At 72.1% G+C, this 12,419-nt stretch carries 9 protein-coding genes; 4 read left to right on the top strand and 5 right to left on the bottom strand.

The genetic code is table 11. The features are described from left to right. Positions 1-166 precede the first annotated feature (166 nt). Entirely contained in the window at positions 167-2,629 is a 2,463-nt protein-coding gene (locus ACWD26_RS36650; protein WP_451276804.1) for an endonuclease/exonuclease/phosphatase family protein, read from the top strand. A gap of 57 nt (positions 2,630-2,686) precedes the next feature. On the opposite strand, the gene ACWD26_RS36645 is transcribed toward ACWD26_RS36650, so the two are convergent. From ACWD26_RS36645 to ACWD26_RS36630, 4 genes are all read right to left on the bottom strand, one after another. Beyond that, positions 2,687-3,160, bottom strand: coding sequence for a carboxymuconolactone decarboxylase family protein (locus ACWD26_RS36645; RefSeq protein ID WP_451276775.1), 474 nt, complete (start codon positions 3,158-3,160; stop codon positions 2,687-2,689). A 112-nt stretch (positions 3,161-3,272) separates the two neighbouring features. Further along, positions 3,273-4,079, bottom strand: coding sequence for a hypothetical protein (locus ACWD26_RS36640; RefSeq protein ID WP_451276773.1), 807 nt, complete (start codon positions 4,077-4,079; stop codon positions 3,273-3,275). 16 nt (positions 4,080-4,095) lie between these two features. Further along, positions 4,096-4,629 carry an RNA polymerase sigma factor gene (locus ACWD26_RS36635; protein ID WP_451276771.1) on the bottom strand — a complete coding sequence of 178 codons (534 nt, stop codon included), beginning with the start codon at positions 4,627-4,629 and terminating at the stop codon, positions 4,096-4,098. A gap of 152 nt (positions 4,630-4,781) precedes the next feature. Continuing rightward, positions 4,782-5,282 (bottom strand): signal peptide protein, encoded by a 501-nt coding sequence (locus tag ACWD26_RS36630; protein WP_451276769.1) that lies wholly within the window; start codon positions 5,280-5,282, stop codon positions 4,782-4,784. Between the two features lie 252 nt (positions 5,283-5,534). Here ACWD26_RS36630 and ACWD26_RS36625 point away from each other — a divergent pair, with 252 nt between their 5' ends. From ACWD26_RS36625 to ACWD26_RS36615, 3 genes are all read left to right on the top strand, one after another. After that, positions 5,535-7,193 carry an alpha/beta hydrolase gene (locus ACWD26_RS36625; RefSeq protein ID WP_451276767.1) on the top strand — a complete coding sequence of 553 codons (1,659 nt, stop codon included), beginning with the start codon at positions 5,535-5,537 and terminating at the stop codon, positions 7,191-7,193. A 257-nt stretch (positions 7,194-7,450) separates the two neighbouring features. Then, complete coding sequence (locus ACWD26_RS36620; protein WP_451276765.1) at positions 7,451-8,482, top strand: helix-turn-helix domain-containing protein; 1,032 nt, start codon at positions 7,451-7,453, stop codon at positions 8,480-8,482. Positions 8,483-8,684: 202 nt separating this feature from the next. Next, positions 8,685-9,107, top strand: a complete 423-nt coding sequence (locus tag ACWD26_RS36615; protein WP_451276763.1) for a hypothetical protein — start codon at positions 8,685-8,687, stop codon at positions 9,105-9,107. A gap of 41 nt (positions 9,108-9,148) precedes the next feature. On the opposite strand, the gene ACWD26_RS36610 is transcribed toward ACWD26_RS36615, so the two are convergent. Continuing rightward, positions 9,149-12,166 (bottom strand): SpoIIE family protein phosphatase, encoded by a 3,018-nt coding sequence (locus ACWD26_RS36610; protein WP_451276761.1) that lies wholly within the window; start codon positions 12,164-12,166, stop codon positions 9,149-9,151. Positions 12,167-12,419: the final 253 nt, after the last annotated feature.

The following is a 12,419-nucleotide window of genomic DNA, read 5'->3' as shown; positions in this document are numbered from 1 at the left end:
CGGGCGGGTCCCCCTTTCTCTCCCCCGCCCCGTCACCCACCCCTTCGTTCCCGGGAATTAACCTGCCGCCTCTTGGCGACTCCCCCTCTACGCGCGTAACTTGAGCAGACTCCCCCACACCCCCACGTCGACGTACCCGATGTACGAGGAGACCGTCACCGTGTCCATGTCCGACAGATCCGCAGGAAGCGGGGCCCGTGGGCGCCGTGTCGCGTACCCGCTCATATCCGTGGGTGCGGCCGGGGCGCTCGCGTTCGGTGTGCTGCCCGCCGCGTTCGCCGCGCCGTCCGCGAGTGCGGTGATCGCCGAGGTGTACGGCGGTGGGGGCAACTCGGGGGCCACCCTGGTCCGGGACTTCGTGGAACTGGGGAACGCCGGGTCGGGGGCCTATGACCTGTCGGGGTACAGCGTGCAGTACCTGCCGGGGTCGCCGTCGGCGTCCTCGCAGTGGCAGGTGACCGCGCTGAGCGGGTCGATCGCGCCCGGCGGGCGGTATCTGGTCGCCGAGGCGGCGGGCAGTGGCGGGACGACGGCGTTGCCGGCCGCCGACGCCACCGGCTCGATCGCGATGAGCGCGACGAGTGGGACCATCGCGCTCGTCGCCGGTACCACCGCGCTGACCTGCAAGACCGCGGCCGACTGCGCGGCGGACGCGAACGTCGTGGACCTCGTCGGATACGGCAGCGCCGTCGTCCGCGAGGGCAGCGGCCCCGCCACCGGCGCCTCCAACACCGCCTCCGTCGCCCGCGCCGCCTCCCTCGCCGACACCGACGACAACGCGGCCGACCTCACCTCCGGCGCCCCGTCCCCGGTCAACTCGGCCGGTCAGACGCCGGGTTCGGGTGAGGGAGACGGGGACGGAGACGGGAGTGGCGGTGGCTCCACCGAGCCCGGCCCTCTCCGCGTCCACGACATCCAGGGCACCACCCGGCTCTCGCCGCTCACCGGGCAGACGGTCACCCGTGTCCCCGGCATCGTGACCGGCGTACGGAAGTCCGGGTCGAAGGGGTATTGGATCCAGGACCCGCAGGCCGACAGTGACCCCCGTACCGGTGAGGGCGTCTTCGTCTTCACCGGGTCGGCGGATCCGGCCGTGGCCGTCGGGGACTCGGTTCTCGTCAGCGGCAAGGTCACCGAGTACTACCCGAGCAGCACCAGCCAGTCGGTCACGGAGATCACCGGGCCGACGGCGACCGTGCTCTCCGGCGGAAACGCGCTGCCGGCGGCCGTGACGCTGGACGCGTCGAGCGTGCCGGACGCCTACGTGCCCACCGCCGGCGGCGGCAGCATCGACGCGCTGCCGCTCCAGCCGGACGTGTACGCCCTCGACTTCTACGAGGCCCTGGAGGGTTCGCGGGTGCGGGCCTCTGACGCCCGGGTGGTCGGCGCGACCACGGAGTACGACGAGGTGTGGGTGACGGTGAAGCCGGAGGAGAGCCCCACCGCGCGCGGTGGCACGCTCTACTCCTCCTACGACCAGCCGGGCACCGGCCGGATGAAGGTGATGTCGCTCGACACCACCACCGCCTTCCCGCGGGCCGACGTCGGCGACGAGCTGTCCGGCACCACCAGCGGGCCGCTCGACTACTCCACCTTCGGCGGTTACAACCTCCAGGCCACGCAGCTCGGCACGCTCGTGGACAACGGGCTGAAGGCCGAGGAGACCCGGCGCCAGAAGGGCGGTGAGCTGGCGGTCGCCACGTACAACGTGGAGAACCTGGACGCGCTCGACGGGCAGGAGAAGTTCGACCGGCTCGCCGAGGGCGTCGCGGTCAGCCTCAGCTCGCCCGACATCGTCGCGCTGGAGGAGATCCAGGACGACAACGGGGCGACGAACGACGGGACGGTGACCGCCGAGGCCACGCTGACCCGGTTCACCGACGCGATCCGCGCGGCCGGCGGCCCCCGCTACCAGTGGCGCTACGTCTCCCCCGAGAACAACCAGGACGGCGGCGAGCCCGGCGGCAACATCCGTCAGGTCTTCCTGTTCAACCCCAAGCGGGTCTCCTTCGCCGACCGGGCCGGTGCCGACGCCCCCACGCCCACCACGGCCACGAGCGTCGTGAAGACCCGCAAGGGCGCCCGGCTCACGTACTCCCCGGGCCGGATCAACCCCGCCAGTGACGCCTGGGACAACAGCCGCAAGCCGCTGGTCGGCGAGTTCGTCTTCCACGGCGAGCGGGTCTTCGTCATCGCCAACCACTTCGGCTCCAAGGGCGGCGACCAGCCCCTGCACGGCCGCTACCAGGAGCCGACCCGTAGCTCCGAGACCAAGCGCCACCAGCAGGCCGCCGAGGTCAACACCTTCGTCAAGGACCTGCTCAAGGCGGACCGGAACGCCAAGGCCGTCGTCCTCGGCGACCTCAACGACTTCGAGTTCTCGCAGACCATGACCGCCCTCACCGCCGGCAAGGTCCTGAACCCGCTGATCAGCACCCTCCCGGCCGCCGAGCGCTACACCTACGTCTACGAGGGCAACTCGCAGACCCTGGACCACATCCTGACCAGCCCGGCCGTCACGCACTTCGACTACGACGTCGTGCACATCAACGCCGAGTTCGCGGACCAGGCGAGCGACCACGACCCGCAGATCGTGCGGATCGACGTGGTCAGGTGCCGCCGGACCTGACAGCCGCCGGTCGAACCCCCGGGCCGTGACGGCCCGGGGGTTCGTGCGCGGGCCCGGTCAGCCGAACATGCCCACCTGGTAGTCGCCCGCCGGCTGCCGCACCATCACGTTCAGCCGGTTGAAGGTGTTGATGAGGGCGATGAGGGCCACCAGGGCGATGAGCTGGTCCTCGTCGTAGTGCTTGGCCGCGTTCTCCCAGACCTCGTCGGGGACACCGCCGGCCGCGTCGGCGATCCGGGTCCCGTGCTCGGCCAGCTCCAGCGCGGCCCGCTCGGCCTCGGTGAAGACCTTGGCCTCCCGCCAGGTGGCGACCAGGTGCAGCCGCTGGGCGGTCTCCCCGGCGTGCACGGCCTCCTTGGTGTGCATGTCGAGGCAGTAGCCGCAGCCGTTGATCTGGCTGGCCCGGATACGCACCAACTCCTGGGTGGTGAGCGGCAGTCCGGCCTCGCCGACCACCTTGTTCGCCCCGACGAGGTGCTTGACGAGCTTCCCGGTGAGGGGGTTGGCGAGCAGGTTCAGACGGGCTTCCATGACGGGCTCCTCGTGTCGTCGTCGTATGCGGTGACAACACGAGGACGGACGGCGCCGGGTCAGATGTGACATCGGGGGAATGTGACCCCGGTCACTATCACTGAGAGCCTGGCTACGGCAGTTCCGTGCTCTTGATCGTGCGGGTCGTGCCGTCGGTGAGGGTGAGGGTGACCGTGCCGGTGAGGAGGCCGTAGCGGTCGCCGCGGGGCCACCAGGCGGTCCAGCGGCCGTCCTGGACGGTCGCCTGGACGGTGTGGCCGCTGTCGCGGACGGTGACCTTCTCGACGTCCGAACCGACGGACCCGAGGGCGTAGTTGAGCAGGCCGTCGTCCTCGCCCCGGGAGCCGTAGGTGTCCAGTTCGATGCCGTCGGCGGGGAGGTCGAGCACCGGGGAGACTGCCATCGTGATCCGGCCGCCGTCCGAGCCGGCCAGGCAGTACACCGCGTCGCCGCCACGGCTGACCACCATCGAGGCCACACTGCCCCGGATGTCCGCGTTGCTGACGACGGCGGGTCCGGAGCCGTACTGCTCCGTCGCCTCCAGGCACTCCTTCTCGGCGGCCGAGCCCGCGGCGCCGGCCGAGTCCAGGCTGCTGGGTGTGCCGGTCCAGCTCGCCAACTCCGCCGAGGACAGGGGGCCTCGGTCACCGATGCCGGTGAGGCCGGACAGGCCGCCCGTGGCGGTCAGTACGGCGAGGCCCGCCGCGAGGGCGCCGGCCAGGGTGAAGGAGACGCGGCGTACGAGGGGGCGGGAGGTGGGGCGCGCCGAACGGCCGGGCGGCTCGGTGTCGTTGAGGATCGTGCGCAGCAGTGTCTCCTCGCGGTCGATCTCGGCGGCGGTCGGCTCGGCGCGGGGCGCGGCGTCGAGGGGGGCGAGGCGGGACAGCAGGGTGTCGTGCGGGGCGGTGTTCTTGTCCATGTCTCGGGGCTCCTGTTCAGAACGTCGTGGCGAGGGCGGGCGCGGTGGCCGCGGCCGTGCCGAGGCGGGCGGCGAGGCGCCGCTTGGCGCGGGTCAGGCGCATGGCGTACGCGGCGCGTGTGCAGCCGAGGACGTTGGCCGCGTCCTTGGCGGAGAGCTGCTCCCACACGTGCAGCGCCAGGACTTCCTGGTCGGCCGGGGCGAGTGCCTGCCAGGCGGCGGCGAGGTCCATCCGGCCGTCCACCAGCGCGGCCGGGTCGGTGGCCCGGATGTGGCCGCCGGTCTCGGCGGCCTGCTGGACGCGCACCGCGAGCGCGGTGTGCCGGCGCATGCCCCGGTGGGCGTTGAGCATCACCTTGCGGGCGGTGCCGAACAGCCAGGGCCGTGGGTCCTCGGGCAGTTCGCGCCGTCTGCGCCACGCCGCGAGGAACGTCTCGCCGACGATGTCGTCGACGTTCATGGGATGGGCACGCCGGCGTACGAACCTCAGCACGTCCTCGTAATGGGCCCGGTACACGTCCGTGAACTGGGCCTCGGTGTCGATGGGCATGGCTTCCTTCCGTAGCTTCTGCCCCTACGTGTCCACGACGGCCACAGGTGCAACAGGTCTGGTTCGGGCGGGTGTTGCCCGTCCGGACGCGAAAGGGCCGGGCCCCGCTCCGGAGAGCTGGGCCCGGCCCCGGGGGTGGGCGGTGCCGCTGGTCAGTAGAGCGCGACCCTCGGGTGGACCGTGCCCACGGCCGCCGGGTCGGTGACGGTGAGGCGGTAGACCTGGGTGAGGGTCTCGCCGGCCCGCAGTGTGCGCTGAGCGGTGGTCAGGTCGGTGAAGAGGGTGCCGGTCTGGCTGCCGAGGTCGACGGACCTCCAGCAGCCGCCGGCGGTGCGGCGCTCGACCTTGACGTCCGACGGGTCGAGGAACGGGCCGGCGTCCGGGGACTCGACCAGGAGCTGCGGGGCGACGGTCCGCTCCGCCGCGGAGTCGTTGCGGTAGGTGACGGTGACCTCGTGGCTCTCGCCGTCCGCCGTGAGCGGGCTGGTGGCGAGGTCGACGAAGTCGACGGGTATGGCGGAGGTCTGCGATGCCGTGGACACGGTGGTGGCCTGCGGAGTGGCCGCCGCGGCGGGGCCCGCCAGGGCGAGGCCGGCGGCGGCCACCGCTACGGCGAGGAAGGCGACGCGGAGACGGCTGTTCTTGGATGACACGTGCGCGGATCCTTCGTGATCGGTGGGGGGTTCCGGCCGGGCCCATCGCTGGATACCGGCCAGGGACGTTCCCAAGATTACGAAGGGACGGTCGAAGTCGGTAACTACCGCCGGGTACGGGAGAGATCTCGTGGAAAGTCGGCCACAGCGGCACCTCTCCGGCCTTTTTCCCCTCTCTTCGGTTAGACAGTCTCCGGCCCCACCTTGACCAGTGGGTGCTCGGGGATTCTGACCGCTCAGGGGGACACACCTATGTCCATACATCACCAGACACCGAGACGTCTGTCGCGTCTCAGACTCGTCGGTGCCGCCGTGACCGCGCTCGTCCTCGCGGCGACGGGGACGGCGACGCAGGCGATGGCCGCGCAGAGCGCGCCGCAGCAGCCGCGGACGGCGAAGACACCGCCGCCACCCGTGCCGACGCTCACCTGGTCCGACTGCCAGGGCGGCTACGAGTGCGCCAACGCCGACGTGCCGCTGGACTACCGGGAGCCGCAGGGCCGCACGATCACGCTCGCGGTGGTCCGCAAGAAGGCCGCCGACCCGGCGAAGCGCAAGGGCACGCTCTTCATGCAGCCCGGCGGACCCGGCAACTCCGGTGTGGACTTCGTCCGCAACAACTACGACGACCTCCCGGCCGCCCTGCGCGACTCGTTCGACGTCTTCGGCTACGACGTCCGCGGTGTCGGCCGCAGTTCGGCGCTTACCTGCTTCGACGACGCCCGCTACACCAAGGCCGTCACCGACGCCAAGGGCGTCCCCGGCCCCGACGCCTTCGGTCCGGCGGTGCGCGAGGCGGCCGAGTTCAACCAGGCCTGCCTCGACAACTCGGGCGAGCTGCTGCCGTACGTCGGCACGGAGTACGTCGCCCGCGACATCGACCTGCTGCGGCAGGCGCTCGGCGAGGAGCAACTGACCTACTACGGGCGGTCGTTCGGCGCGTACATCGGCACCGTCTACGCGGCGATGTTCCCGAAGCGGGTGCGGGCGCTGACGCTCGACGGGGCGTACGACCCGTACAAGTACGCCTACCGCCCCTACGACTACGACCGGGCCCAGTACCTGGCGCTGGACGGTTCGATGAGCCGCTTCCTCGACTGGTGCGCCGCCGACCCGGCGATCTGCGGCTTCGGCGACGGCGACCCGCGCGGGGCGTTCGAGCAGCTGAAGAAGGACCTCGACGCCAACCCCGTCACGACGGCGAACGGCGGCAAGGCGAACGGCTACACCCTGGTCTACCGGCTGATGTTCAACATCAACGAGGGCAAGGTCATCTGGCCCTCACTCGGCGCGGCGCTGAAGAAGGCGCAGGCGCGGGACAACACCTCGTTCCTGCTGCGGCCGCCGTCCCCGGCGAGCTTCGACTTCCTCGGCCCGAACGTGGTCGTCGAGTGCGTCGACAAGGACTACCCGCGCAGCCCCCACAAGCTGAAGCGGAACGTCACGGCCAACGCGAAGGCGGCGCCGCTGCTGGGCCCGGCCATGGCGTACGGTCCGCCGACGTACGACCACCAGCACGCCACCGCGTGTGTGCAGTGGCCCGCCGAGAAGGTCAGCCGCTACGACGGCTCCTTCCGGGCGAGGGGTTCGGCGCCGATCCTGGTCCTCGGCACCACCGGTGACCCGGACACCCCGTACCAGGACGCGGTCGCCCTGTCCCGGCAGCTGGACAACGCCTCGCTGCTGACGTTCGACGCCGAGGGGCACACCGCCTTCGGCCGCAGCGCCTGCGCGACGGACGCGGTCGTCGGCTACCTGGTCGACCTGAAGGTCCCGGCCTCCGGCACGACCTGCGCCGACGAGACCCAGCCGCCGTCCTCCACCCCGAAGGTGGCCCCGCCCGGCACGACCCTGGGCGAACTCCGCAACGGCGTCAACGAGCGCGTGGAGCGCATCGGCGACGTGAGCTGACCGCATCGGCGGCCTGAGCCGATCCGGCACGACACCGTGAGCTGACCGGCTCGGCGAACCGGCCGGCACGGACCCCGGTGTCCCGCCCGTGGAGGGACGGGACACCGGGGTTCATCACGTCCGGGGTCGGGCACGCGTGGTTCTTGTGCAGGCCCGCGTGTCCGTCTTGCTCGGTGTGCCGGCGGGTGTCACGGTGCCGAGGCTGTGCGTGACCTGTGCATGGCATGACCGGGGTGGGGCTGGGGGGAGCGGGGCCGGTGGGGCTGCGAATCCATTTCACGTACGAGGACTTGGCCCGGGTGGTCCTGGCCGAGGAACCCGATCCGCTGTGGGAGGGGCTGCTCAGTCTGCATCTGCTGCAGAACCGGGACGGCCCCCTGGTGTTCGGCCGCTGGCGGCGGGCGTCGCGCGGCCACTTCGACCCGGAGCTGAACCGGCTGCGCCATCTCGCCCCGCCCCGCGGCTACTCGGCGGACTTCCTCACCCCGGCCGGGGCGGCCACCGGCTTCGAGACGGGCGTGGAGGCGCTGCTGTCGACGCCCCGCCGCCGGCTGCGGACCGACCTGGCGGAGCTGGCCCTCACCCGCCCGCTGCCCGGCTGGGCGCGACCGCTCGCCGACGGTGACACCCAGGCGCTGCACGGCCTCGCGGGCCTGGTCCGCAGACATCACGAACGGTTCGTCGCCCCATACTGGGCCCATGTCCGCGACCGCTTCGACGAGGCCCGGTCGGTCGCCGCGAGGTCCCTGCTGCGGTCCGGTTTCGCCGGTCTGGCGGAGGGGCTGCACCCGAGCGTGCGGTGGTCGGCGCCGGTGCTGCACATCGCGGGCTCCCATCTGCACGGAGACCTCCACCTCGACGGACGGGGGCTGCGGATCATCCCCTCCTTCTTCTGCTGGCCCGGCCCGATCGTGCTGAAGGACGGCTCCCTGCCGCCGGTGCTGGTCCACCCGGTCACCCACGACCCCCGCTGGCTGGCACCCGCGCCGCCCGCCGCTCCCGGCACCCACCAGGCCCTCGCCGCGCTGCTCGGCCGGGCGCGGGCCGCCGTGCTGGAGGAGGTGGCCGAGGGCCGGACCACGAGCGAGCTGGCGGGCCGGGTCGGGCTCAGTCCGGCGACCGTCAGCCATCATGTGGCCGTGCTGCGGGAGTCGGGGCTCCTCACCAGCCGGCGGATCGGCGGTGCCGTCCTGCACACCCTCACCGGTCTGGGCGCCGACCTCCTGGAAAGCGGCGTGACCTGCGGTATTCGAGCACGCTCGAAAGCCGTGGTGCGGGCCGAGCGGTGACGGTGACCATGGGAACGCGGGGGAACACCACGGTCGGCGATCCGCCGTGCCTGTACCCGCCGGGCGGTCCGCTTCCGTCCGAACGGCCGTCGGCCGACGGCCGTCGGGCGATGGGCGACGGCCGCCACGACCAGCGTCCGCCCGTGTCCCCACACCACCGCTCGACACCCACCACTCGACACCCACAGGGGGAATCCGAACCATGCGTATCAAGCGTTCGCTTCTCGGCGCGGTCGGCACCATGACCCTGGTGCTCACCTCCGTCTTCGCCTCCGGCACGGCCCAGGCGGCCTCCTCCGCCACGTCCGCCGCCTCTCCGACCACATCCCCGGCCGTGCGCTCGGAGCTCCTCCCGGCCGGCTCCGGCATCATCTGCAGCTCGGGCAACTTCTGCGCGTCCGTCTGGGACCCGGCGGCGGGCCGGTTCCGCGTCTTCTACTTCTACAACTGCGCCCGCTACTCGCTGTCGAACTGGAACGAGTGGGGCGAGGCCCAGAACAGTCAGACCGGCGGCGCCGTCGCCCGCGTCTACGGATCGAGCGGCAACGAGCTGGCGTCCTACCCGGCCAACAACGGCGTCTACGGCGTGAACTGGGCGCCCGTCTACTCCATCCGCAACTGCTGAGCGGGGGCCGGGCACCGACATCCCCAGCGGGGCCGGCCGCCCTACCGGTCCCGCTCCCGGCCCACGTCCGTCTCGACGTCCGTGTCCGTACCCGTGTCCATGCCCGTGCCCGTGCCCATACCTGTGTCCATGCCCGTGGCCGTGCCCATGCCCAGGTCCCCGAAGGTCAGTGCGTCCAGGTCGCCGTCGAAGTCCTCCGGCGTCAGGAACATCAGCTCCAGCGGGTCGGCCGGCGGCTCCCGGTGCGGGTCGGGGCCGGTGAGGGACTGTTCGGTCCATATGCACTTGCCGGTGGCGGTGTAGCGGGTGCCCCAGCGCTGGGACAGCGCGGTGATGAGCTGCAGGCCCCGGCCGCCCTCGTCGGTGTCGGCGGCCCGCCGTATCCGGGGCATCGTGAGGCTGCCGTCGAAGACCTCGCAGACCAGCGCGGAGCCGTGCAGCAGGCGCAGGCGGACGGGGCCCTTGGCGTGGCGTACGACGTTGCCGACGAGTTCGCTGGCGAGGAGCTCGGTGGTGGGGGCGAGGTCGTCCAGGCCCCACGCGGCCAGCTGTTCGCGGACGTGGCGGCGGGCCTGGCCGGCGGCCCTGGGGTTGTCGAGGAGGGCCCAGGAGGCCATCCGGTCCTCGGTGAGCGCGTGCAGACGGGCGACGAGGAACGCGGCGTCGTCGGCCGCCGCGTGCTCGGCGGGGAGCAGGCCGTGCGTGAGGGTGTCGCAGAGGCGCTCCAGGTCGGCGGCGGTGCCGTCGTCGTGGGCGGTGCGCAGCAGCCGGGCCAGGTCGGCCATGCCCTCCTCTATGGGCCGTTTCGCCGACTCGACCAGGCCGTCGGTGTAGAGCACGAGCAGACTGCCCTCGGGGACGGTCACCTCGACCGTCTCGAACGGCGGCTTGGCCGCGCCCAGCGGCGGGTCGGCGGTCGGCTCGGGGAAGCACACGCTGCCGTCGGGGCGGACCAGGGCGGGCGGCGGGTGCCCGGCGCGGGCGATGGAGCAGATCCGGGTGGTGGAGTCGTAGAGGGCGTACAGGCAGGTGGCGTACGACTCCTCGCCCATGTTGCCGACGATGTCGTTGAGGTGGCTCATGATCTCGTCGGGCGGCAGTTCGAGGTCGGCGAGGGTGTGGACGGCGGTGCGCAGGCGGCCCATGGTGGCGGCCTCGGGCAGACCGTGGCCCATGACGTCGCCGACGACGAGGGCGACCTGGCCGCTGGAGAGCGGGATGACGTCGTACCAGTCGCCGCCGACGTCCATGCCCTGCCCGGCGGGGAGGTAGCGGGCGGCGGACTCGCAGGCGGCGAGGACCGGCAGGTCCTGCGGGAGCAGGGCGCGCTGGAGTTCCCGGGAGCGGGTGTGTTCGAGGTCGTAGAGCCGGGCGCGTTCCAGGGCCTGGGCGAGGAGGGCGCTGATCGCGGTGAGGAGGGTGCGTTCCTCGTCGGTGAGGCGGCGCGGCCGGTCGAAGGAGACGATGCACACGCCGAAGGTGTGGTCGGACGCGGTCAGCGGCAGGAACGCCCAGGCCTGTTTGCCGGCGCGGGCCGGCAGGTCGGCGTACTGGGGGACGTACGCGGCGTACTCCTGCGGTGAGGAGAGGAAGATCGGGGTGTCGGTGTTGATGGCGTCCCACGCCGGCCCGAGCGGCGTTCTGGGGCGGTGGTTGACGAGGTTGATGAACTCGTCGGTGTAGCCGACGGCGCCGACGTTGTGGAGGCGGCCTCCCTCGATGACCTGGACGAGGAGGCCGGTGGCGGCGAACGGCGGCAGGACCCGGCGGGCGACCGCGTCGACGACGTCGCGGGAGGTGGTCGCCTTGGCGAGCGCGGCGGTCAGCGCGGCGATCCGGTGGGCCCGTTCGGAGGCCGCGCGCTCGGCGTCGCGGCGCTCCTCCTCCAGCTGGCGCCGCTCGGTGACGTCGGTGAAGTAGAGGGTGCGCCCGCCGAGCCCCGGCACCAGCCGCAGATGGCACAGACGGTCCAGGTCCGGCAGGTGGACGTCGAACTCGCAGGGCTTCTCCCGCGCGGCGGCCTCCCGGCAGCGCTTCTCCATCCCGGGTATCCGGTGGGCGTACGGCAGGTCCCACAGGGCGCGGCCGAACAGTTCCTCCTCGGAGAGGCCGAGGGTGCGTTCCGCCTCCAGGTTGGCGAAGGTGATCCGCCAGTCGTCGTCGACGGCGAGGAAACCTTCGCTCATGTGGCGCAGGGCTCGGCCGAGCGCGTCGCGGGCGGACCGCGACTCGTTGCTCTCCCAGCCGAAGCCGATCATCCGGAGGGGGTCGCCGTGCTCGTCGTAGGTGGCCCGGCCGCGGGCATGCGTCCAGCCCCACGTGCCGTCCAGGCGCCGTACGCGGTACTCCGCCTCGTACACGGTGTGGTCGCGGATCGCCTGCTGCGCCGCGGCCAGGGTGGGAGCGAGGTCGTCGGGGTGGACGATCCGCATCCAGTTCTCGATCTTGCCGGTGAAATCGGCCCGCCGGGTGCCGTAGAGCTCCAGGGCGGCCTCGTCCCAGCTCAGTTCGCCGGTGCGGATGTCCCAGTCCCAGGAGCCGACGCTGACCTGCTGCAGGGCCTGCCGCAGCCGCTCGCCGTTCGGCTCGGACTGTGCGGGGGCCGACGCCGACGGCGCCTGCGCCATGCGGTCCTGGATCCAGTCGACGAGCGCCCGCAGGAAGTCCCACTCCTCGCCGGTGGGTTCGCCCCGGTCGCCGGTGAGGACGGTGAGCGCGCCGATCGTGCGGTCCCCGCAGGAGACGGGCAGGGCGGCCAGGCCGGTGCCGGGCCAGGCGATGGCCATGGACCCCAGCGGCGACCACCGTCCGCTGCCCTGGTGCAGGGCGCGGGCCGGGGGCAGCGGGCCTTCCTGGTCGATGATCTCCCAGGGGCGGGTGAGGGCGGGCGGGAGGCCCGTGACCGACACCAGACGCAGGGCGGACATGGGGCCCCTCAGATGGATCATCCCGCCGAGGGCGCCGAGTTCACCGACCGCGTGCTGGAGCGCCAGCCGGAAGACCTCGCTCTCCGCGACACCGGGATCCACCGTGCTGAGCAGGGCCAGCCGTGCGTTCATAGGGGCGACCCTAACGTTCTACCCACACGTAAGGCAGTCCGCCACAGGAATTCCACAGCGGCTCCCCCGCGCCGTCCTGCCTGCCGGGTACACCCCAACAAGACTGCCTGCGAATCGAGTTGACGGATGGTCACGGAACGACTTCCTGGAGGGCCCCCTCGATCGAGAACTTCGGCACCCGTATCCAGCCGCTGACGAGGTCACGGAAAGGGCACTCGGCGTGACCAAGATCTGATGAACGTCGTTGGGCCGC

It is taken from the genome of Streptomyces sp. NPDC002787 (genome assembly GCF_053592095.1).
This window is presented reverse-complemented; position numbering and strand designations above follow the sequence as displayed.